Annotated in this window: 20 protein-coding genes; 8 read left to right on the plus strand and 12 right to left on the minus strand. The window is 71.6% G+C overall.

Translation table 11 applies throughout. The annotated features are described in order from the left end of the window. Positions 1 to 30: 30 nt before the first annotated feature. From recO to hemW, 12 genes are all read right to left on the minus strand, one after another. Positions 31 to 804 (minus strand): DNA repair protein RecO, encoded by a 774-nt coding sequence (gene recO, locus UA74_RS24570; protein WP_075744189.1) that lies wholly within the window; start codon positions 802 to 804, stop codon positions 31 to 33. Positions 805 to 1,179: 375 nt separating this feature from the next. Beyond that, on the minus strand, positions 1,180 to 2,088 hold the full coding sequence (gene era, locus UA74_RS24575; protein WP_075742367.1) for a GTPase Era: 909 nt from the start codon (positions 2,086 to 2,088) through the stop codon (positions 1,180 to 1,182). An 82-nt stretch (positions 2,089 to 2,170) separates the two neighbouring features. After that, positions 2,171 to 2,905 carry a DUF3592 domain-containing protein gene (locus UA74_RS24580; RefSeq protein ID WP_075765564.1) on the minus strand — a complete coding sequence of 245 codons (735 nt, stop codon included), beginning with the start codon at positions 2,903 to 2,905 and terminating at the stop codon, positions 2,171 to 2,173. Positions 2,906 to 3,766: 861 nt separating this feature from the next. After that, positions 3,767 to 4,153, minus strand: a complete 387-nt coding sequence (locus UA74_RS24585) for a cytidine deaminase (RefSeq protein ID WP_232237427.1) — start codon at positions 4,151 to 4,153, stop codon at positions 3,767 to 3,769. Further along, the gene (locus UA74_RS24590; RefSeq protein WP_075742369.1) at positions 4,146 to 5,504 is read right to left on the minus strand and encodes a hemolysin family protein; all 1,359 of its coding nucleotides are present in this window, start codon (positions 5,502 to 5,504) and stop codon (positions 4,146 to 4,148) included. Before UA74_RS24590 ends, UA74_RS24585 begins: the two co-directional genes overlap by 8 nt. Before the next feature lie 27 nt (positions 5,505 to 5,531). Further along, on the minus strand, positions 5,532 to 6,119 hold the full coding sequence (gene ybeY / locus UA74_RS24595) for an rRNA maturation RNase YbeY (protein ID WP_075744191.1): 588 nt from the start codon (positions 6,117 to 6,119) through the stop codon (positions 5,532 to 5,534). 5 nt (positions 6,120 to 6,124) lie between these two features. Next, the gene (locus UA74_RS24600; RefSeq protein WP_075744192.1) at positions 6,125 to 7,144 is read right to left on the minus strand and encodes a PhoH family protein; all 1,020 of its coding nucleotides are present in this window, start codon (positions 7,142 to 7,144) and stop codon (positions 6,125 to 6,127) included. A gap of 455 nt (positions 7,145 to 7,599) precedes the next feature. Further along, complete coding sequence (locus UA74_RS24605) at positions 7,600 to 7,983, minus strand: histidine triad nucleotide-binding protein (protein WP_075742370.1); 384 nt, start codon at positions 7,981 to 7,983, stop codon at positions 7,600 to 7,602. Positions 7,984 to 8,503: 520 nt separating this feature from the next. Beyond that, positions 8,504 to 9,244, minus strand: a complete 741-nt coding sequence (locus UA74_RS24610; RefSeq protein WP_075744193.1) for a 16S rRNA (uracil(1498)-N(3))-methyltransferase — start codon at positions 9,242 to 9,244, stop codon at positions 8,504 to 8,506. Between the two features lie 468 nt (positions 9,245 to 9,712). After that, positions 9,713 to 10,876, minus strand: coding sequence for a molecular chaperone DnaJ (dnaJ, locus tag UA74_RS24615; protein WP_075742371.1), 1,164 nt, complete (start codon positions 10,874 to 10,876; stop codon positions 9,713 to 9,715). A 145-nt stretch (positions 10,877 to 11,021) separates the two neighbouring features. After that, entirely contained in the window at positions 11,022 to 12,044 is a 1,023-nt protein-coding gene (hrcA, locus tag UA74_RS24620) for a heat-inducible transcriptional repressor HrcA (RefSeq protein WP_075742372.1), read from the minus strand. Positions 12,045 to 12,350: 306 nt separating this feature from the next. Then, positions 12,351 to 13,577 carry a radical SAM family heme chaperone HemW gene (gene hemW, locus UA74_RS24625; RefSeq protein ID WP_075742373.1) on the minus strand — a complete coding sequence of 409 codons (1,227 nt, stop codon included), beginning with the start codon at positions 13,575 to 13,577 and terminating at the stop codon, positions 12,351 to 12,353. A gap of 780 nt (positions 13,578 to 14,357) precedes the next feature. Here hemW and UA74_RS24630 point away from each other — a divergent pair. The 8 genes from UA74_RS24630 to UA74_RS24670 all read left to right on the plus strand — a co-directional run bounded on the left by UA74_RS24630 (position 14,358) and on the right by UA74_RS24670 (position 22,579). Then, positions 14,358 to 16,043: a nitrite/sulfite reductase gene (locus UA74_RS24630; protein WP_075742374.1), complete on the plus strand. Its 1,686-nt coding sequence runs from the start codon at positions 14,358 to 14,360 to the stop codon at positions 16,041 to 16,043. Next, a complete protein-coding gene (locus UA74_RS33120; RefSeq protein WP_075742375.1) occupies positions 16,040 to 16,378 on the plus strand; it encodes a hypothetical protein in 339 nt (112 codons plus the stop codon). Before UA74_RS24630 ends, UA74_RS33120 begins: the two co-directional genes overlap by 4 nt. After that, on the plus strand, positions 16,375 to 17,106 hold the full coding sequence (locus tag UA74_RS24640) for a phosphoadenylyl-sulfate reductase (protein ID WP_083683591.1): 732 nt from the start codon (positions 16,375 to 16,377) through the stop codon (positions 17,104 to 17,106). Before UA74_RS33120 ends, UA74_RS24640 begins: the two co-directional genes overlap by 4 nt. A gap of 8 nt (positions 17,107 to 17,114) precedes the next feature. Further along, on the plus strand, positions 17,115 to 18,080 hold the full coding sequence (gene cysD, locus UA74_RS24645) for a sulfate adenylyltransferase subunit CysD (protein WP_083683592.1): 966 nt from the start codon (positions 17,115 to 17,117) through the stop codon (positions 18,078 to 18,080). Beyond that, positions 18,080 to 19,459 carry a sulfate adenylyltransferase subunit 1 gene (locus UA74_RS24650; protein ID WP_083683594.1) on the plus strand — a complete coding sequence of 460 codons (1,380 nt, stop codon included), beginning with the start codon at positions 18,080 to 18,082 and terminating at the stop codon, positions 19,457 to 19,459. Before cysD ends, UA74_RS24650 begins: the two co-directional genes overlap by 1 nt. A 110-nt stretch (positions 19,460 to 19,569) precedes the next feature. After that, complete coding sequence (locus tag UA74_RS24655) at positions 19,570 to 20,667, plus strand: ABC transporter substrate-binding protein (RefSeq protein ID WP_075742376.1); 1,098 nt, start codon at positions 19,570 to 19,572, stop codon at positions 20,665 to 20,667. A gap of 24 nt (positions 20,668 to 20,691) precedes the next feature. Then, positions 20,692 to 21,678 (plus strand): ABC transporter ATP-binding protein, encoded by a 987-nt coding sequence (locus tag UA74_RS33810; protein ID WP_232237429.1) that lies wholly within the window; start codon positions 20,692 to 20,694, stop codon positions 21,676 to 21,678. Next, positions 21,665 to 22,579 carry an ABC transporter permease gene (locus tag UA74_RS24670; protein WP_075742377.1) on the plus strand — a complete coding sequence of 305 codons (915 nt, stop codon included), beginning with the start codon at positions 21,665 to 21,667 and terminating at the stop codon, positions 22,577 to 22,579. The genes UA74_RS33810 and UA74_RS24670 overlap by 14 nt, the downstream gene beginning before the upstream one ends. Positions 22,580 to 22,604 lie beyond the last annotated feature (25 nt).

A 22,604-nucleotide genomic window follows, 5' to 3' on the forward strand; every position in this document is an offset into this window, starting at 1 on the left:
CCTGTCCGGTCCGGCACCGCGCCGCGTCGATCAGGCCGGCGCCGACGCCGACGTCACGCCGTCGGGCTCGCCGCCACGCCGGTCCACCAGGGGCAGCGAGCGCAGGCTGCGCTCCAGGTGCCATTGCAGGTGGGCAGCCACCAGCCCGCTGCCCTCTCGCCGGGATCGCTGGTCGGCGGCCTCGGCGGCGGGCCAGTCGCCGTGCAGCAGGGCGGCCAGCAGCGTCAGGGTCTCCGGGGCGGGCGACACCGAGCCAGGGGGCCGACAGGTCTCGCACACGGTGCCGCCCGCCGGAACGTTGAAGGCCCGGTGCGGTCCAGGCCGTCCGCATCGCGCGCACTCGGCCAACGCGGGCGCCCAGCCCGCCTGCGTCATCGCCCGGAGCAGGAAGGCGTCCATGACCAGCATCGGGTCCCGCACTCCGTCGGCCAACGCACGCAGGGCCCCCACGACGAGCAGATACAGCCGGAGCACCGGCTCGCCCTCCTCGGCACTGAGCCGGTCGGCCGCCTCCAGTACGGCACAGCCCGCCGTGTACCGCTGGTAGTCGGGCACCAGACCCGCGCCGAAGGCGTCCATGGTCTGCACCTGGGTGATCACGTCCAGGGTTCGCCCGGTGTAGAACTGCACGTCGACGTGTCCGAAGGGCTCCAACCGGGCGCCGAAGCGGGAGGACATCCGCCGGACGCCCTTGCCGACGGCACGCACCTTGCCGTGCCTGCGGGTGAGCAGGGTGATGATCCGGTCGGCCTCGCCGAGCTTCTGCACCCGCAGCACCACACCGGTATCGCGGTACAGGGCCATCGCGTCATCGTGCCACCCGCGCCCGACACGGTCATCCGCTGCCCGCCGGACCTGTGCTGCCCCCCGTCGCACGAGGCGGCGACGGCCCTGGCGCCGAGGCCACGTCGGGTCCGCACGGTCGTCGATCGGCTCGCCGCCGACGCCGTTCGCCCGATCGACGTCCGCGACTCGCCGGGCGCGGGGCCGCCCCTCGGGATGCCGGGGTCGTCGAGTCTCACCGGCGACCGTCCGGTACGGCGACGGCTCAGGACACCGAGCGGAGCCGAGGCGGGTGGGCGGGTCCGTGATCAGTCCGCCCACCGTTCCCGAGGAGTGCGGGCGATCCTGGGCCGCGCCGAGTCCTGTCCCCGCCGGACCCCGGTGCGGACGGGCGGCTCAGAAGCCGAGCCTGCGAAGCTGTTTCGGGTCGCGCTGCCAGTCCTTGGCGACCTTGACCCGCAGGTCGAGGAAGATCTTGCTGCCCAGCAGCGCCTCGATCTGGCGACGCGCCTCGGAACCGACGTGCTTGAGACGTTCGCCCGCGCGGCCGATGACGATCGACTTCTGACTGGGGCGCTCCACGTACATCACCGCGTGCACGTCCAGCATGTCGTCCCGGCCCTCGCGCGGCACCATCTCCTCGACGGTGACCGCGATGGAGTGCGGCAGCTCGTCGCGCACTCCTTCCAGCGCCGCCTCCCGGATCAGCTCGGCGACCAGCGTCGTCTCCGGCTCGTCGGTCAGCTCTCCGCCCGGGTACAGGGCAGGACCGACCGGCAGCCTGCCGATCAGCAGGTCCGTAAGCGTCGTCACCTGGTAGCCGTCCACCGCCGAGACGGGGATCAGCTCGGCGAAGTCCATCACCTCCTGAAGGGCCATGAGCTGCTGTGCCACTCGCTCGGCAGGCACCAGGTCGGTCTTGGTGACCACCCCGAACACCGGAGTCCGCCGGGCCACCTTGGCCAGCTCGGCGGCGATGAACCGGTCGCCAGGGCCGATCTTCTGATCGGCGGGCACGCAGAAACCGACCACGTCGACCTCGGCCCAGGTCTCGCGCACGACGTCGTTGAGCCGCTGTCCCAGCAGGGTGCGCGGCCGGTGGAGGCCGGGCGTGTCCACCACGATCAGCTGGGCCTCCGGCCGGTGCACGATGCCTCGGATGGCATGTCGGGTCGTCTGCGGCCTGCTGGAGGTGATCGCGACCTTCGTCCCGATCAGCGCATTGGTCAGCGTGGACTTTCCTGCGTTCGGCCGACCGACGAAACAGGCGAAACCGGATCGATGATCGGCGGGGCTGCTGCTCATCCCCGCATTGTCGCAAGCACGACGTGTACGGCTCAGTCCAGCCGTCGTCCGGCCCGCCCGAGGTCTCCCCCGCAGGCGCGCCTCAGCCTCGGGGCCGGAGATCGCGTTCAGTCTCCTCCCGCTCCAGGTACGGACTTCCCGAGGCGAGACCCGGCCTGCGCCCGAGCACCCGGTCGACCAGGTCGTCCAGCGGGCCCTGTTCGGAGGAGTGCGCGAACTCCACCTGGTCCGGGTGCTCCGGGTCGTACCAGACCACGGTCTGATCCCCGGTCCTGGGCAGATGGGCGACGGGGACGGCTCGCTTCTTGGTCTGCCTGCGCACCGCCCCGTCCTCACCCGAGTACTCGGCGGTGATCACCACCAGCGGTGCGCCCTTGATCTCGTCGTCGGTGATCTGCACGGAGGCGATCCGCCCCGCCACCGGCGTGCCGAGTCGCATCAACGAGACGCTGTCGGCGGTCTGACGGCGAGAGCGCAGCGCGACGCCCCACTGCACACAGCCGAGGACGACGCCGAGGAACAACAGCGCGCCGGCCAGACCTGCCAGCCACGGACGATCATCGCCCATCGGCAGCCGCCACCAGACCGACAGGAGGGCGGCGCCGCCGACGGCCAGGCCCAGCGGGAGGATCGACGAGCGGAGCCGACCGGCGCCCAGCAGGCCGCCGACGAGCAGCAGACCGAAGAGCCCGACGGTGATCGGGGCCCGGTCCGACAACGGAGTGTCACCGATGCACGTCTCCCATTCCGCAGAAGAACAGGTGAAGACACCCGCCAGCTGATAGGCGAGCAGCGCGAAGCCGACCAGGCCGAGCAAGGCCAGGAGGAACGAAAGTCCGTTACGGAGAGAAATCGGCCTAGCGACAGAAGCCGCATCGACATCGCGGTTGACCATGATCCACATGCTAAGGCGTTCATCACCCTGGAGAGAAATCGGCGAACACGCCAAGGGGGACTCCATCGGGATTCCGCGAAGAATCGAGAATAAATCGAACAGAGAATGCCATGACGAACAGCGGACGAATCCAACCAGGTCAACCGCCTAGAACGGCGCGGACTCCGCCGATCGCGACGCGACAGTATACGGTCCCGCCAGGACGGTCTCACCGCCGACCACACCGCAGGCACCCGGTGGCAACCGCGCCGCCGAGGGCCCGACGGAGCGAAGAGAACACGCCTAACCCTCGGCGAGAATTCCGGCTCCGGAGTGCGTCCGAGAAGAACCCGGGAAGATACCGCCGCACCGAAGTCCGTGTAAACGATTTATCCCACCATATCGATGGTTTCAGCGACAGAAGTCGGCAAGACGGTCGAGTCGTCGGGCACCGAACAGTCGGCGCTGTCGGTGGAGGATTCCCCATGGGGAATCGGCCCGGCGGCACCACATCGGAGGGGCACCACATCGGAGCGGGCCGACGTCGGCATCGCGGCTTTGCGTCAGTGCCCGGTACCGGCTTGCGCCCACAAACCCGGTGCGGCTCGCGGCGGCGCGACATGGTCTTCGCGCGGGCCGAGCAGAATGCCGCCGCCGACTCGGATTCGAGATGCCCGAGTCACCGGCGGGTGCTGCTCCATCCTGGGATCGGGGAACTTCATCGGGAGCGCGGCCCGGCCTGCGCCCGCAGACCGGCGCCCGCAGGCCGGGCCGCCCCCATGCGCACGGCGGCGGCAGGCCTGCTCAGCGCAGCGTGTCGAGCAGGCGACCCGAGGCGTCGGCGCGGAACACCGGCGCGTTGGGCGACAGGTCACGCACTGCGGCGGCGGACGCCTCGTCCACCGCAGGCGACTCGGTGACCACGGCGGCCGCCTCCAGCCCGGTCGCCCCGCTGGCCACCGCTGCGGCCACCGCGGCCTGCAACGCGGTCAGACTCAGCGATGGCAGGGCCACGGTGCAGGCGGAGTAGGTTCGGCCGTCGGTGTCCCGCACAGCCGCCCCCTCGGCGGCCCCGATCCGTGCCCGGCTCGCGCGGGCGAGCGTGATGATCTTCTGGTCCTCGCCGTCCAGCACGACGGCCTCGGCCGACGAGGCCGCAGGCTCCACGGCGCCCTTCGCTGACTCAGCCACCGGCCGTGCTCCTCTCCTGCGCGCGGCCGACCGACTCGGATTCCGCGTCCTGATCCTCGGCTGTCGACGGGGCCACCCTGCTGACCAGCAGCGTGCTGATCCGCATCCGCCCACGACCGTCCTTGCCGCCCTCCGCCCGCAGCCGCAGACCACTGATCTCGGCCTCGGCACCGGGCAGCGGCACCCGACCGAGCTTGCGAGCCAGCAGACCGCCTGCGGTGTCCACGTCGTGATCGTCGATCTCCACGCCGAACAACTCGCCCAGATCCGCCACCGGAAGGCGGGCGCTGACCCGCGCGGAGGCCTCGTCGATCCGCTCCACCGGGGGACGCTCGCCGATGTCCGACTCGTCGGTGATCTCGCCGACGATCTCCTCCAGGATGTCCTCGATGGTCAGCAGGCCCGCTGTGCCGCCGTACTCGTCGACCGCGATTGCGAGATGGTTCCGGGAGACCTGCATCTCCCGCAGCAGCTCGACGAGGCGCTTGGAGTCGGGAACCAGCACGGCAGGGCGCATCAGCGTGTCGACCTGGACGTCCACCCGCTCGCCTGGCCCGCCCGGCGCCCCGTCGGTCCAGGACCGGACGAGGTCCTTGATGGTCACCACACCGACCACGTCGTCCACGGTCTCGCCGATGACGGGAATTCGGGAGAACCCGGTCCGCAGACAGAGCGCCAGTGCCTGCCGGACCGACTTGTCCTGCTCGATCCAGATCACCTCGGTACGCGGCACCATCACCTCGCGGACGACCGCGTCGCCCAGCTCGAAGATCGAGTGGATCATCTGCCGTTCGCCTGCCTCGACGACCCCGCGCTGCTCGGCGATGTCGACCAGCTCCCGCAGCTCGACCTCGGACGAGAACGGGCCCTCCCGGAAGCCGCGTCCCGGTGTGATCGCATTGCCCAGCAGGATCAGCAGCCGCGCGAGCGGGCTGAGCACCCGGCCGAGCATCTTCACCGGGCCCGCCACCAGGCAGCCCACTCCGTAGGGGTGCTGCCTGCCGATCGTCCTCGGTCCGACACCCACCAGCACGTAGGACACCAGGAGCATGATCAGGACGGCGATGAGCACCGCCAGTCCGTCCGAGTCGAAGGTGGCGACCACGACGACGGTGACCAGCACCGTGGCCGTGAGTTCGCAGGCGAGGCGAAGCAGCAGCAGGAGGTTGATGTGTCGGGGTCGATCCGCGACGACCTCCGCCAGGGTCTTGGCACCCGAGCGGCCGGTGCGGACCAGCTCGTCCACTCGGGCGCGCGACACCGTGCTCAAGGAGGCATCCGCGGCGGCGAAGGCCCCCGCGAAGACGACCAGCAGCGCGGCCAAGGACAGCATCATGAACGGGCTCCCCATCGACGAGTCCGAGTCACCGGGTCCGGATCACCGACCCGGTTCCGGCGGAGGTGCGGCAGCAGAGCCGCCCTGCTTCTCGGTGCCGGTGCGTTCCAGGCCGACCACGCCGAGCACTCGCGCGTCGGCGTCCTCGCGTGCCGCCGTCTCACGCTCCTCGCGAACCGTGGTCTTGAAGTCGGCCAGCAGCCGGTTCTGCAGGCCGAACATCTCCCGCTCCTCGGCGGGCTCCGCGTGGTCGTAGCCGAGCAGGTGCAGCACGCCGTGCACCGTCAGCAGATGCAGCTCGTCGATGAGGCTGTGACCGGCCTTCTTCGCCTGCTCCCTGGCGAACTCGGGGCACAGCACGATGTCACCGAGCAGAGCAGGCCCCGAAGCCGCCGTGTCGGGCCTGCGGGCCGAGTCCAACTCGTCCATCGGAAAGGCCATCACGTCGGTGGGACCCGGCAGGTCCATCCACCGCTCGTGCAGATCGGCCATCGCCTCCAGCTCGACCAACAGCACCGAGAGCTCGGCGAGCGCGCTGACGCCCATCCGATCCAGTGCATAGCGAGCTGCGGCGACGATGGAGGTCTCCTCAACCGCCACGCCTGACTCGTTGGCGATCTCGATACTCACCGTGTTCACCGTCCCTGTCGGCGGCCACGACCGGATCGCGCACCGGAGCTCTCCTCAGCGGCGGCGTCCGAGTGCTCCTGCACCACCTGCCACCGCTCGTAGGCGTCCACGATGTCGCTGACCAGTCGATGCCGGACCACGTCGTGGCTGGTGAGCATAGAGAAGTGCACGTCGTCCACGTCGCCCAGGATCTCCCGGACGACGCGAAGGCCGCTGCGAGTGCTGCCGGGCAGGTCGACCTGGGTGATGTCACCGGTCACCACGATCTTCGAGCCGAAGCCCAGCCGGGTGAGGAACATCTTCATCTGCTCGGGCGTGGTGTTCTGCGCCTCGTCCAGGATGATGAACGCGTCGTTGAGGGTGCGGCCCCGCATGTACGCCAGCGGCGCGACCTCGATGGTGCCCGCCTGGGTGAGCCGGGGCACCGACTCCGGGTCGACCATGTCGTGCAGCGCGTCGTAGAGCGGCCGCAGGTACGGATCGATCTTGTCGTAGAGGGTGCCGGGCAGGTAGCCGAGCCGCTCGCCCGCCTCGACGGCAGGCCGGGTGAGGATGATCCGGTTGACCTGCTTGGCCTGGAGGGCCTGCACGGCCTTGGCCATCGCCAGGTAGGTCTTGCCGGTGCCCGCCGGGCCGATGCCGAAGACGATGGTGTTCTTGTCGATGGCGTCGACGTAGCGCTTCTGGTTCACCGTCTTGGGTCGGATCGACCGGCCGCGCCGAGACAGGATGTCCAGGCTGAGCACCTCGGCAGGGGACTCGCCCGCGTCGGCCGAGAGCATCCCCACGGTGCGTCGGACCACGTCCGCGCTCAACTGCTGGCCGCGCCCGACCAGGATCAGCAGCTCACTGAACAGTCGCTCGGCGAAGGCCACCTCGGCGGGCTTGCCCGTCAGGGTGATCTCGTTGCCTCGGACGTGCACGTCGGCGCTGAGCAGCTCCTCGACCGCCCGCAGGTTCTCGTCGCGAGATCCGAGGAGGTTGAGCACGAGGGTGTCCGGAACGGTGATGTTCGACTTGGCCATGACCTGTTGCACGGCTGCCGCAGCAGCCGCAGCGGCCTGGGCCGACGAGGTGGCGGCCGGAGTGCCGCCCTCGGGCGGTGTGGTGCCGTTGCCCGCTGCTCGTCGTTCTGAATCGGCACTGCGAGCGGAGCTCGCTGCGGTTCCTGCCACGGTGTGTTCCGGCCCACCTTCTGCGCTGTCACGCTGACGGCTTCGGCCTGCCTTGGACAGGCCGTCTCTTCGACACCTCGATGCTAGCCGCACCGCACGACGGAACGCACTCCTGATATGAGCGGCATGTCGGCGGCGCAGGCGGCCTGCCCCCGGAGGCGGCCGTGCCCGCGCGGCGCCGGGTGCTCGGCGCGGGAGCCGCGTCCCGCAGTCCGTCCTGTGCCGAGATCATCCGCCTGCCCTGCAGGAGCCACACAGGCGACGACGTACGTCGCCTCCCGGACCGCACCGCCGACCGCAGGCTCTCAGCCGTTGCGAGCGACGCCCGCGGGCGAACCGACGAGCGGCCCCAGCGGCTGCCCGCCCAGCAGGTGCAGGTGCGCGTGGAAGACCGTCTGGCCCGCATCGGCGCCGGTGTTGAACAGCAGCCGGTACCCGCTCTCGGCCACGCCCTCCTCCTCGGCGACGTCGGCCGCCACATGGAAGAGGTCGACCAACAGGGCCGGGTCCTCGGCGGCGAGGGCGGCGGCGTCGGGATAGTGCGATCTCGGCACGAGAAGCACGTGGGTGGGCGCCTGCGGATTGGCGTCGCGGAACGCGAAAGTGGTGTCCGTCTCACGGATCACGCTGCACGGCAGCTCGCCCGCCAGCAGCTTGCAGAAGAGACAGTCGGACTCCGAATCACTCATGACGTGCAGGCTAAACCTCGATGACGAACCGGGGCGCGAGGTGGTCCTCGACGGCGCCCGGCAACAACCCGTCCGGCGCAGCGATGGTGACGCGGGGCAACCTCGCGGTGACGTTCGGAAGCCGAGGATCGCGCCGTTCTCAAGGCCGACGGCGACCTGTTCCAGGGCGGGATCGGCTCCCCGGACTGCGGTGGGCGGCCTTGGCAGGCGTGCCCCACCAGCGCGGCCCGCACCGTCCTGGCCTGGTCGGACGGCACCTCAGCGCGTCGAGACGACGTGCCGGAGGTCTCACCGTGCCGGACGTCTCACCACGCCCCGCCCGCACCAGGTCCCGTCCTTCCGGCGAGGTGTCCGGCAGGCTGGGCGCCCCGCAGCAGCCCGCGAGGCTGCTGCGCCGGGTATCAGGCGCAGGCCGATCAGACCGCACGACCTGCCGACCCGAGTTCAGCCCCGGAGTCGACAGGCGACGGTGCCTCGAGCCGGACTCGGGGACGGCCCTCGGCGCAAGGCCGACTCCGACTCACCACCGGCCCGTGCGAGCCGCGAGCGCACCCAGCGCGGCGACGCCCGCGGTGGAGGCTCGCAGCACCGTGTCGCCCAGCAGCACCGGGCGGGCGCCCGCCTCGGTCAGCGTCGCCAGCTCGGTCTCGTCGATCCCGCCCTCCGGCCCCACCACCAGCAGCAGCTCCCCCGTCGTCGGTAGGTCCACCGAGGTCAGCCGAGTCGAGGCGGACTCATGCAGCACGAGCGCGAGGGCGGCCGACCCGACCCGCTCGGCAAGCCCGGCGGTGCTCGTCGGCTCGTGCACGGGCGGCAGCCAGGATCGCCGCGCCTGCTTGGCGGCGGTGCGGGCCGTGGCACGCCACCGGTCCAGCGCCTTGGCGCCGCGCGGTCCCGCGTCCCAGCGGGCCACGCAGCGGGCGGCCCGCCACGGCACCAGCGCGTCGACGCCGACCTCCACGGCCTGATCGACGGCCAGCTCGGCTCGATCGCCCTTGAGCAGCGCCTGAGCCATCGTCACGCGGAGCTCGGGCGCGGGCTCCTGAACCCGTTCGAGGACGTCCGCGCGCAGCTCGTCCTTGGTGACCGAGGTCACCTCGGCCCTGGCGATGCCGCCGCGACCGTCGGCGAGCAGCAGTCGCTCGCCGACCCGCAGTCGGGTCACGGTGGCCGCGTGTCGCCCCTCCGGTCCGCTCAGCACCACGTGATCCGCCCCGGCGGGCAGCTCCGTGAGGAACAGCGGCAGGCCGCCCCTTGCCATCGGCGAGGTCGTCATCGTCATCCCCTCCAGCACGTCATGGGCGTGGTTCTCGCCCCTCGCCGTCAGGCCGCCGCTCCGCGACGGCCGAGCCACCGCGGTCGTCGAGACATCACCGAGGCCGACTGCCCGCCGAGCACGGCGTCCCGGCGCGCACCGTGTCGTCGGCGACCGGGCAGGACCCGGCCCGCCTCCGCCCGAAGACTCGGCCGAGCCACCCGCAGGCGCGGGCGAGGGCGGGTGCCGACCAGTCCATCGCAGGCGGGTTCGTGCGGGGACGTCAGACGCCTACCTCCGAGATCCGGTCAGCCTCCACGGGCCGTGGGCGCACCGTCCGCCGCTCTCCGGCCGCCCGCGACGGGCCATGCGGCGAGCCGACGAACACCGAACGGAACGCGGCCCCGGCTCGGCGCCGCCGCCCCGTGGCGGCCCGCCCGCGCCCGCCGCATCCGGTCGCGAACCCCCGGCGGCTCAGCGGGAGCCGAAGGAGTCCCGCAGCCGCGAGAACAGCCCGCCATTCACCCGTCCATTGCCGTTCGCGGCCAGCTCGGACTCCTCGTCGCGCAGCGCGGCGAGTTCCCGCAGCAGGTCGGTCTGCCTGCCGTCGAGCCTCGTCGGCACCACCACCTCGAGGTGGACGTGCAGATCGCCGCGTCCGCTGACCCGGCCGTTGGATCGCAGCCTCGGCATGCCCTGCCCGGTCAGCAGCAGACGAGTGCCCGGCTGAGTCCCGGGCTCGACCCGGATCTCCTCGGTGCCGTCCAGGGTCTCCAGCGGCAGGACGGTGCCCAGCGCGGCGGAGGTCATCGGGATCATCAGGGTGCAGTGCAGGTCGGAGCCGTCGCGCGTGAAGGTGTCGTGCTCGACCTCGTCGACCTCGACGTAGAGATCGCCTGCGGGCCCGCCGCCGACGCCCACCTCGCCCTGAGCGGAGAGCCGCACCCGCATGCCGTCGGCGACGCCCGCCGGGATCTTCACAGTGATCGTGCGGCGCGAGCGCACCCGGCCTTCGCCGCTGCACTGACCGCAGGGGTCGGTGATGACCTCGCCGTAACCCCGACAGGTCGGGCACGGACGCGCCGTGACGACCTGGCCGAGGAACGAGCGCTGCACCGACTGGACCTCGCCGCGACCGGCGCACGTGTCGCAGACCGACGGCGTGGTGTCCTCCTGGCAGCCGGTTCCGGCACAGGTGTCGCAGAGGATGGCCGTGTCGACGGTGATCTCCCGGCTGACGCCGGTGGCGCAGTCCTCCAGGCTCATGCGCAGCTTGATCAGCGCGTCAGAGCCCTGCTGCATCCGGCTGCGCGGTCCTCGACCCGCCGAGGCGCCAGTGCCGCCGAAGAAGGCGTCCATGATGTCGCCGAGCCCGCCGAAGCCCGAGAACGGGTCCGCACCGCCCGATCGGCCGCCGCCGTTCTCCAGCGGATCACCGCCGAGGTCGACCACCTGCCGCTTCTTGGGGTCGGTGAGCACCTCGTATGCCGTGGTCACCTCGCGAAACCGCTGCTGGGCAGCGGGATCGGGGTTGACGTCGGGGTGCAGCTCGCGTGCCAGCTTCCGATAAGCCCGCTTGAGCTGATCCGCGCTGGCGTCCTTGCTCACGCCGAGCAAGCCGTAGTAGTCCCTGGCCACTTTCTCCGGTCCTCCTGCCGCAGCCCGCCCGCCGAACCGCGGCGTTCATTCGCCCGCGCGCCGTCGGCACGCATTCTCATCGTCGATGTCGGGTCCGAGCGGACCCTGCCCTGCCTACATCATGCTCTCTTCGCCGATCGGGCCTTTAGCGCCCGGCCAGGATCTCCCCCACGTACGCCGCGACCGCCCGCACGGCGGCCATCGTCCCCGGATAGTCCATCCGCGTCGGACCCACGACGCCGATCCCGCCGAAGACCGTGCCCCGCGAGCCGTAACCCACCGAGACCACCGACGTGTCCCGCATCTCCATCGCCTCGTTCTCGACGCCGATGCGCACCAGTACCGTTCCCGGGTCCCGCGCCGCCGCCAGCAGGCGCAGGACCACGACCTGTTCCTCCAACGCCTCCAGCACCTGCCGCAGCGAACCGGGGAAGTCCCCGACGTTCCGCGTCAGGTTGGCCGTGCCGCCCAGCAGCAGTCGCTCTTCCGGATGATCGACGAGCGACTCGATCAGCACGCTGCACACCCTGGTCAGGACGTCGCGAAGTTCCGGAGCCGCCTTCTCCGGCAGCTCGGCGACCGAGGCGGAGGCCTCGGGCAGCCGCTGCTCGATCATGGCCGAGTTCAACAGGCCGCGCAGCCGTGCGACGTCCTCGTCACCGATCACGTCGCCGAGGTCGACGATCCGCTGATCCACCCGACCCGTGTCGGTGATCAACACGAGCATGAGGCGTGCCGGGGTGATCCGGACGATCTCCAGGTGTCGGACCGTGGCGCGGGTGAGCGTCGGATACTGCACCACCGCGACCTGCCTGGTGAGCTGGGCCAACAGCCGCACGCTGCGGCGCAGCACGTCGTCCAGGTCCAATGCGCCCTCGAGGAAGCTGTGAATCGCTCGGCGCTCGGCCCCGGACAGCGGCTTGACCTCGCTGAGCCGGTCGACGAAGAGCCGATAGCCCTTGTCCGTCGGCACGCGGCCTGCGCTGGTGTGCGGCTGGGTGATCAGCCCGTCGTCTTCAAGGGCCGCCATGTCGTTGCGCACCGTGGCGCTGGAGACGCCGAGGTTGTGCCGCTCGACGAGGGCCTTGGACCCCACCGGCTCGTGAGTGGAGACGTAGTCGGCGACGATCGCTCGCAACACCTCGAACCGACGATCGTCGGCACTCACCGTCTGACACCTCCGCTCCTCACTCGACTCAAGCCCGCGCGGGGATCGTCTCGATCTCCGCCACTGTCTTGAGTTTACGGTTCGGATGCCGCATTCCCTACCCGTCCGACTAGTGCGGTGCTGGAGGCGTCTCCCGATCCTCCGTCCACGGCGCGCCCGCCTGCGGGCCCCGAGGTTCCCTCGAACCGGTCTCCGGCGCCGATGGCCGCCGCAGGCTGTCAGATCCGACACAGCGGCGCGGCAGCGACGTCGGGCGCGCGGTGTGACGCCTCTCACGGCTCCCGAGGGCTCTGCGGCGGTCCAGGCTCAGCCGAGCAGGCGGTGGACCAGTCCGTCGGCCAGCAGCCTGCCGCGTCGGGTGAGGACGCAGCGCCCGGCGGCCAGTGCGTCGGCCGCCAGCAGTCCGTCGTCCACCGCGAGGAGGGCGGCGCGGCGGCCTGCCTCGTCAAGGATCTCGGTGGACAGCCCGCCGACCAGCCGCAGTTCCAGCAGGACACGCTCCACCCGGCGGGCGTCGACGTCCAGGACCTCGCGTCCCGCGCCCGGGCTGCGACCCGCCGCCAGCACGGCGTTGTAGCGGGCCGGATGCTTCACGTTCCACCAGCGGACGCCCCCGACGTGGCTGTGGGCACCGGGTCCTAGGCCCCACCAGTCGCCGCCGGACCAGTAGCCGATGTTGTGCCTGCACCAGGCGGCCTCGCCTGCTGCCAGGGATGCCCAGTTGGACACCTCGTACCAGCCGAGTCCCGCCGCCGAGAGCACGTCGTCGATCAGCTCGTACCGTCGAGCCAGCACGTCCTCGTCCGGCGCGGGCAACTCGCCTGCCCGCACCCGTCTGGCCAGCGCGGTGCCGTCCTCGACGATGAGCGAGTAGGCCGAGACATGATCGACCCCGGCGGCCGCCACCGCGTCCAGCGAGGCACGCAGATCGTCGTCGCTCTCCCCCGGCGTCCCGTAGATCAGGTCGAGGTTCACGTGCTCGAAGCCCGCCGCCGTCGCCTCCCTGGCGGCCGCCACCGCCCGGCCGGGCGTGTGCGTTCGGTCGAGTACCGCCAGGACGTGCCGAGAGGCGGACTGCATCCCCAGTGACACGCGGGTGAAGCCTGCGGCACGCAGGTCGGCGAAGAACTGCGGCGAGGTCGACTCCGGGTTGGCCTCCGTGGTCACCTCGGCGTCGTCGGCCAGGCCGAACACGCCGTCGATCTCCGACAGCACGGCGCCGAGGACCTCGGCTCCCACCAGCGAGGGAGTTCCGCCGCCGACGAAGACCGTGTCGACCCTCGGTGGCGCGCCGAGGACCTTCGCGGCCAGCTCCAACTCCCGGCGCACACCCTCGGCCCAGGAGTCCTGACCAGCGCCGGAGCCGAGTTCGCCTGCGGTGTAGGTGTTGAAGTCGCAGTAGCCGCATCGGGTCGCGCAGAACGGGACGTGCACGTAGACGCCGAAGGGTCTGCGGCCGAGGCCGTCGAGGGCGGACGCGGGCAGCGCGCCGTCCGCAGGCATCGGCTCCCCGTCGGGAAGTGAGCTGGGCATTCGTCCAGGGTGCCCTGCCGTCCCTGTCGCCCCCGAGGCCGGGCCGGGCAACGGGTCGCAGTCGCCGGAGACGAGGGCGATCGAGGCCCGGCGATGCCGACCCTCGCCCGGGCGATCGGCCGACCCTCCACCGCGGTCTCCGTCCCGGCCGGACCGGCAGCCGCAGGCTGCGCGGCCCCGGCCTGCGGCTGCGCCAGCCTGTGGCGACTCCGGCGGCGGAGGACGCGGGGCGGCCGAGCGGCGCGGCCCCGGCTGTCGCCCGCGGCGACGTCGACCCGGCAGGCGGCAGCACGCGCAGGGCGGACGCTCCGCCGCCGGACGCCCACCCGCCGGGCACCGCAGCCCGAACCCCGCGCCGCTGTCGCGCCTGCGCTGCCTGCACCGGGGCGTCGTCCCAGATCCGTCGTCCCAGATCCGTCGTCCCAGATCGCGCCAACGACGGCATCGCGTCTACGACGCGAATACCAGTCGGCGGACGGGAACGGCCTGAACTGTGACGATCTTCCGCCGCGCGTCTCAGCATCCGGTCAGACCTGGACCGATCTCGGCGTGGCGTGGCAGGCTCGACGGCATGACAGCGCGGCGCATTCGACTCGTGGCACGGCGTCACGTCGATTACAAGCGCGTCGCCAGCGCGCTGTGCCGAGGCGACCGCTAGCTCCGCCGTCGTGTTCCCACCACACTCGGCGCCGAGCGCGCCGACGGGTCACCCACCCCAGCATCGAAGACGGGTAGTCCCCGACCGCAGCGCGGCGCCTCGAACCTCGGAGGTCGCAGCCGATGACTCCCACGCCGCAGACTCCCACGGTGCGCCGCAGGCGCGGTGAAGGGCAGTGGGCTCTCGGTTACCGCGAACCCCTCAATCCCAACGAACGGTCCAAGAAGGACGACAACCCGCTCAACGTGCGGGCCCGGATCGAGTCGATCTACGCTAAGAACGGCTTCGACTCCATCGACCCCGGCGACCTGCGCGGCCGCTTCCGCTGGTGGGGCCTCTACACCCAGCGGCGGCCCGGAATCGACGGCGGCCGCACCGCGATCCTCGAACCCGAGGAGCTCGACGACGAGTACTTCATGCTGCGGGTGCGCGTCGACGGCGGTCTGCTCACGACCGCCCAGCTCCGCGCGATCGGCGAGATCTCGCAGACCTACGCGCGCGACAGCGCCGATCTGACCGACCGGCAGAACATCCAGCTGCACTGGGTCCGGATCGAGGACATGCCCGCGATCTGGTCCACTCTGGAGGCGGTGGGGCTGTCCACCACCGAGGCCTGCGGCGACTGCCCGCGCGTGGTCCTCGGCTCGCCGGTGGCGGGCGTCGCCGACGACGAGATCATCGACGGCACCCCGGCGATCGAGGAGATCACCCGGCGCTACATCGGCGATCCGACGCTGTCCAATCTGCCACGCAAGTTCAAGTCGGCCATCTCCGGCTCGCCCCGCCAGGACGTGGTGCACGAGACGAACTGCGTGTCCTTCGTCGGCGTGGAGCACCCGGAGCACGGGCCGGGCTTCGACCTCTGGGTCGGCGGCGGGCTGTCCACCAACCCGAAGCTGGCCGTCCGGCTGGGCGCCTGGATACCGCTGGACGAGGTGCCGGACGTCTGGCACGGCATCGCCCAGATCTTTCGGGACTACGGCTATCGCAGGCTGCGGCACCGGGCGCGACTGAAGTTCCTCGTCGCCGACTGGGGCGCCGAGCGGTTCCGCGAGGTCCTGGAGCAGCAGTATCTGCGGCGCAGCCTGCTGGACGGCCCGGAGCCGCCGACGCCGGACGCGCATCGCGATCACCTCGGCATCCACCGGCAGCGGGACGGACAGCACTATGTCGGCTTCGCCTCGGCCGCGGGCCGGGTCTCCGGCTCCACGCTCGTCGGGGTGGCGAAGGCGGCCGAGCGGGTCGGATCACGGCGGGTGCGCACCACGGTGCATCAGAACCTGCTGGTCCTGGACGTCCCGGAGGCCGAACTGGCCTCGCTCCAGGAGGAGATGACGAGTCTGGGGCTGCACAGCGATCCCTCGCCGTGGCGGCGGGGCGTGATGGCGTGCACCGGGCTGGAGTTCTGCAAGCTCGCCATCGTCGAGACCAAGGCGCGCGCGATCCGGCTGGTCGAGGAGCTGGAGCAACGGCTGGCTGACGTGCAGGCGGGCATCACCGATCCGGTCACGGTGAACCTCAACGGCTGCCCGAACGCCTGTGCTCGCACGCAGGTCGCCGACATCGGCCTCAAGGGACAGATCGTCACCGACGCCGACGGCGCGCAGGTCGAGGGCTTCCAGGTGCATCTGGGCGGCGGGCTGGGGCTCGACTCCGGCTTCGGCCGCAAGCTGCGCGGCCACAAGGTCACCTCGGAGGAGCTGACCGACTACGTGGAACGGCTGGTGCGCCGGTATCTGGCCGCGCGCCAGGAGGGTGAGCGCTTCGCGCAGTGGGTGCTGCGCGCGGAGGAGGCCGAACTCCGGTGAGCGCCGACACGCCGTTCGAGGCCGTCGGCGGCCAGGGCCGGGCGGTGCCGTTCCACTGCCCGTACTGCGCGGAGGAGGACCTGATTCCCGAGGAGGAGCCCGCTGGCGCCTGGCTCTGCGCGGGCTGTCGGCGGGTGTTCGTCGTCCGCATGGTGGGTCTGCGGCCGCGCGGCGGCGCGGGTCCCTCGGTCGCCGAACAGGACCGGGACGGCCGCTCGCCGGAACCGACCGACACGACGGTCTCGGCGGCGGGCGACTCCGCCGGGCAGGCAGGCACGAACGACACGGAACCGGACCGAGGACAGGCTCGAAGAGAGGCGAGGTCGTCGGGATGAGTGTGGAGACCGAGAGACGAATCGAGCAGGGCAGGCGACTGGCTGCTGAGGGGGCCGAACTGCTTGCCGGATCGGGCGGCGGAGCAGGCGCCGAGGCGACCGCCGCCGAGGCACTGGCCTGGACGGCGCGGACGTTCGGCGCGGAGTGGATCGTCGCCTCGAACATGCAGGACGCGGTATTGATCGACCTGGCGACCAGGGCCCGCCCCGGCGTCGACGTGCTCTTCCTGGAGACCGGCTACCACTTCGCCGAGACGCTGGGCACCCGGGACGCGGTGGCCTCGGTGTATCCGCTGCGGATCGTGGAGGCCACGGCGAGCAGGACGGTCGCCGAGCAGGACGCCGACGAGGGCCCTCGACTGTTCGCGTCGAACCCGGATCGCTGCTGCGCGCTGCGCAAGGTCGAGCCGCTGCGCCGAACGCTGGCCGGGTATCGGGCCTGGGTCACCGGCGTTCGTCGGGTGGAGGCGCCGACCAGGGCGAACACCCCGCTCGTGACGTTCGACGAGCGGCACGGCCTGGTGAAGGTCAATCCGCTGGCGGCGTGGTCGGACGACGACATGGCGCACTACATCGAGGAGAACGGCGTGCTGGTGAACCCACTGGTGTCGGCGGGCTATCCCTCGATCGGCTGTCAGCCGTGCACGAGCAGGCCCGCGCCCGGTGCCGATCCGCGCAGCGGCCGGTGGGCGGGCAGCACCAAGACCGAGTGCGGATTACACGGATGAGGGGGCAGATGAACACCGCACCGACGACCGGGACGACCGCCGAGCCCGAGACGGTGCACGCTCGGGCGGCGACGCCGAACAGGACGCTCTCCGGGCTGGACACGCTGGAGTCCGAGGCGATTCACGTCTTCCGCGAGGTGGCAGGCGAGTTCGACCGGCCGGTGGTGCTGTTCTCCGGCGGCAAGGACTCCACGGTGCTGGTCCACCTGGCCCGCAAGGCGTTCTGGCCCGCGCCGGTGCCCTTCGCCCTGCTGCATGTGGACACCGGCCACAACTTCCCCGAGGTCATCGAGTTCCGGGACCGGCTGGTCGCCGAGCACGGGCTGCGGCTGGAAGTGGCCCACGTCCAGGACTGGATCGACGACGGCAGGCTGACCGAACGGCCCGACGGCACCCGCAACCCGCTCCAGACGGTGCCGCTGCTGGACAGCATCGCCGAGCAGCGGTTCGACGCCGTCTTCGGCGGCGGGCGGCGCGACGAGGAGCGGGCCAGAGCCAAGGAGCGCATCTTCAGCCTGCGCAACGCCTTCGGCCAGTGGGAGCCGCGCCGACAACGCCCGGAGCTGTGGAACCTCTACAACGGCAGGCATCGGCCCGGTGAGCACGTCCGGGTGTTCCCGCTGTCGAACTGGACCGAGCTCGACGTCTGGAACTACATCGAGCGGGAGGGCATCGAGCTGCCCTCGATCTATTACGCACACCGCCGCGAGGTCCACCTCCGCGACGGGATGCTGCTGGCCGCCGGGCCGTGGGGCGGCCCTCGGGCGGACGAGGAGGTCGTCGAGCGCCTCATCCGCTATCGCACGGTGGGCGACGGCTCCTGCACGGGCGCGGTGGAGTCCTCGGCGAGCACGGTCGCCGAGGTGATCGCCGAGGTGGCTGCGAGCAGGCTCACCGAGCGCGGGGCCACCAGGGCCGACGACCGGATGTCGGAGGCCGCGATGGAGGACCGGAAACGAGAGGGCTACTTCTGATGAGCGCCGGCGAGCAGATCGACTCTCTTCGGCTGGCCACGGCGGGCAGCGTCGACGACGGCAAGTCCACGCTGGTCGGCAGGCTGCTGCACGACACGAAGTCGGTGCTGGCGGATCAGCTCGAGGCGGTCCACCGGGTGAGCACGGCGCGCGGTCTGGCCGAGCCGGATCTGTCGCTGCTGGTCGACGGCCTGCGGGCCGAACGGGAACAGGGCATCACCATCGACGTCGCCTACCGGTACTTCGCCACCCCCCGCCGGTCGTTCGTGCTGGCCGACACCCCAGGCCACGTCCAGTACACGCGGAACACCGTCACCGGGGCGTCCACCGCCCAGCTGGCGATCCTGCTGGTGGACGCCCGCCGGGGCGTGGTCGAGCAGACCCGTCGGCACGCCGCCGTGGTGGCGCTGCTGGGCGTCCCGAGACTGGTGCTGGCCGTGAACAAGATCGACCTGATCGACTACGACGAGGCCGCCTTCCGCACCATCAGCGCCGAGTTCGCCGCCCACGCCGCCGCGCTGGGCTATGCCTCCGACGCGGTGGTGTCGATCCCGGTCTCCGCGCTCGTCGGGGACAACGTGGTGACCGCCTCCACCAGAACACCCTGGTACGCGGGCCCGACGCTGCTCGATCACCTGGAGACGGTGCCAGTGGCGCCGGACCCGCACGACGTGCCGTTCCGATTCGCCGTGCAGTACGTGATCCGCCCCCGCACGGCGGAACATCCCGACTATCGCGGTTATGCGGGCCAGGTCGCGGCGGGCGTCATCCGGCCGGGTGACGAGGTGAGTGTGCAGCCTGCCGGGCTGCGCAGCCGCGTGACCCGCATCGACACCTCGGACGGGCCGCTGGACGAGGCGGTGGCTGGCCGGTCGGTGACGCTGCTGCTCGCCGACGAGCTGGACATCGGCCGGGGCGACCTGATCAGCGACGTCGCCGAGGCGCCGCAGGCGGTGACGGAGATCGACACCACGGTGTGCTGGCTGGCGGAGAAGCCGTTGCGACCCGGCGCGCGGGTGCTCGTCAAGCACGGCGCCCGCACGACGCAGGCGGTGGTCTCGGAGCTGGTCGTCCGCTTCGACGAACAGCGGCTGGTGTCGGTGGCCGCCCCCGAGGAGCTGCGGCTCAACGAGATCGGCCGGGTGTCGCTGCGCACGGCCGATCCGCTGCCGGTGGACGACTACGCGATCAGCAGGCGGACCGGGGCGCTGCTGATCATCGACCCCGCCGAGGGGAACACGCTGGCCGCGGGCCTCGTCGGGGTGCCGCTGCGAGCCCTGCAGGAGACGGCGGACGCCGCCGAGCCTGCCGTGCCGGGGCTCCGCGACGAGCCGGTGACGGGTGCTGAACACGCCGATCGGGCGACTGCGAGCCGCTGACAGACACCACATCGGAGACGTGCTCGCCGCCGAACCGTCGGCGGCGAGCCGATTCCACGCCCCTTCGCCGCGAGGGCGAAGGCTTCAACAGGATCAGGGAAGGCTGACAGATGGACCCGTCTCCTCCAGGCCTGCGCCGCGCGGTCTCCGCCGCGCTGGTGGTGCCGATCGCACTGATCCTGTCCGGGTGTTCGCGGCTCGAGCGGGAACCCGCCGAGCAGACCGCCGGAGCCGCCGATCAAGGTCCGGCGGACGTGGTCAACCTCGGGTACTTCCCGAACATCACCCACTGGTCGGCGCTGATCGGCGTCAGCGAGGGCCGTTTCGAGGAGGCGCTGGGCGACACCCGGCTGGAGACCCACACGTTCAACGCGGGTCCGGACGCCGTCAACGGTCTGCTCGGCGACTCCCTCGACATCCAGTTCATCGGCTCCAATCCGCCGTTGAGCGCCTACGAGCAGTCCGACGGCACGCACACCCGGCTGATCGCGGGCGTCACCTCGGGCGGCGCCCAGCTCGTCGTCGCCCCGGAGATCGAGTCGGTCGACGACCTGCGCGGCGGCACGATCGCCACCCCGCAGCTCGCGAACACTCAGGACGTCGCGGCGAAGAAATGGCTGTTCGACAACGACATCGAGCAGGGACCCGGCGCGGATCAGATCGAGGTCTCCAATGTGGACAACGCGGAGACGCTGGCGCTGTTCCGCGACGGCCAGCTGGACGGCGGCTGGCTGCCGGAGCCGTGGTCGTCCCGCCTCGTCATCGAGGCCGACGCCGAGGTGCTGGTGGACGAGCGGGACGAGTGGCCGGACGGCCGCTTCCCCACCACGGTGATCATCGCCCGGACCGAGTTCCTGCGGGCGCACCCGGAGACGGTCGAGGCGATCCTGCGGGCCCACGTCGAGACCGTCCGGTGGGCGCGGGAGAACCCCGAGGAGGCCAAGAACGCCGCGAACGAGGAGCTGGCGCGGCTGACCGGCAACCCGCTGGAGGAGGCCGTGGTGGACCGGGCCTGGGAGAACATCGAGCCGACCTGGGACCCGGACGCCGCAGGCTTCCCGCAGCTCGCGGAGAACTCCGTCGACGCGGGCCTGCTGGACGAGGCACCCGAGTTGACCGCCTTCAGCGACCTGCGGCCGCTCAACCGAGTCCTGGCCGAACTGGGTGAGGAACCGGTCGACGACGCGGGCCTGGACGACGAGTCCTGATCGGAGAAGGATCGAGGAGCAGGCATGACGGTGACGCTCACGGACGAGACGGACCTCGACGCCCACAGTCGACCGGCGGTCTCGGTGTCGAAGGTGGTCAAGCAGTTCGGGCACGGCCAGGACGCGGTGGTGGCCCTGGACGGGGTCGACCTGACGGTGACGCCGGGCGAGTTCGTCTGCCTGCTGGGCGCCTCGGGGTGCGGCAAGACGACGCTGCTCAACCTGCTCGCGCGGCTCGACCAGCCCACCTCGGGGACGGTCACGATCAACACCTCGCGGCCTGCGGTGATGTTCCAGGAGCCCGCGCTGATGCCGTGGCTGACGGCGCGACGCAACGTGGAGCTGCCGCTGCGGCTGGCGGGGATGCGGGCGGCGCCGAGGCGGGCCCGTGCCTCGGAGCTGCTGGAACTGGTGCGGCTGGGCGGGCAGGGGGACAAGCGCCCGCATGAGCTGTCCGGCGGGATGCGGCAGCGAGTTGCCCTGGCCAGGGCGCTGGCCTCCACGGGCCACGCCCCGGACGGGTCGACCGACGGGGTCGTCCCGACCGGCTCAGCAGGCGGGGGCGCGACCTCGGGCACGCCGAACGGCTCCGGGGCGCCGGGGCGAGCGCAGAGCACGGCGGTTCACCGGGACGGCGTCCGCGGGCGCCGGGCAGGCGCGGCCCCGGCGGGATCGGGCAGCGGCCCGGCCCGCCCAGGCCACGACGCGGGCGCCGCCGAGGTCGCGGCGCATCGGCTGCTTCTGATGGACGAGCCCTTCGGCGCCCTGGACGCCATCACCCGCGACGTGCTTCAGGCGGAGCTGCTCCGCGTGTGGCGAGCCACCGGCACCTCGGTGCTGTTCGTCACGCACGACGTGCGGGAGGCGGTCCGGCTGGCCCAGCGGGTCGTGCTGCTGTCCTCGCGGCCGGGTCGGGTCGTGCAGGAGTGGTCCTCCGACGGCAGCGAGACCCTGGTCGAGGAGATCACCGACCGGCTCCGGGAGGTGATCTCCAGCCATGCCCGAGCCTGACATCGACCAACGGCCGGGCCCGTCGGATCGCTCGCCGGTGGAGACGATCGACCTCGGCCGGGTCGGCGCGGGTCTCGACGCCCTCGACACCCCGGCGGAGCGCCGTCCGCCCGCCTGGCGACGGGCCCTGTCCGGGGTGCTGCCGCCGCTCGTGGCCATCGGCCTGCTGCTGGCGATCTGGCAGGGGTTATGGGCGTTGGCGCTGTGGCCGGAGTTCCGACTGCCCGCTCCCGCTGCGGTCGGTACCGAGATCTGGGGCATGGTGCGGACCGGGGAGATCTTCCCGGTGCTGTGGACCTCGCTGCATCGGGCGATCCTCGGCTTCCTGATCGCCGTCGCGGTGGCGACCCCGCTGGGGCTGCTGGTGGCCAGGGTGCGGGTGGTCCGCGCCGCCGTCGGCCCGGTGATCACCGGCCTGCAGAGCCTGCCCTCGGTGGCCTGGGTGCCCGCCGCCGTGCTCTGGTTCGGGCTGACGCCGACGACGATCTTCGCGGTGGTCCTGCTCGGCTCGGTGCCCTCGGTGATCAACGGCCTGGTCGCGGGCGTCGATCAGGTGCCGCCGATCCTGACCAGGGCCGGTCAGGCGATGGGAGCGGGCCGGATCTCCGGCGCCCGCCACATCCTGCTCCCGGCGGCGCTGCCCGGTTACCTGGCGGGCTGCAAACAGGGCTGGGCGTTCTCCTGGCGCTCGCTGATGGCCGCCGAGCTGATCGCGGCCTCGCCGCAGCTCGGCATCGGCCTCGGCCAGACCCTCGAGCAGGCCCGCTCGTTCAACGACATGCCGGGCGTCCTGGCCGCCATCCTGTTGATCCTGCTCGTGGGCGTGAGCGTGGACCTGCTGGTGTTCCGGCCGCTGGAGCGTCGGATACTGCTCGCCAGGGGCCTGTCGGGGGTGGTGTAGTCGAGGCCGTGCCGTCTGGGGACCG

Source organism: Actinoalloteichus fjordicus, assembly GCF_001941625.1.
Classification (GTDB): domain Bacteria; phylum Actinomycetota; class Actinomycetes; order Mycobacteriales; family Pseudonocardiaceae; genus Actinoalloteichus_A; species Actinoalloteichus_A fjordicus.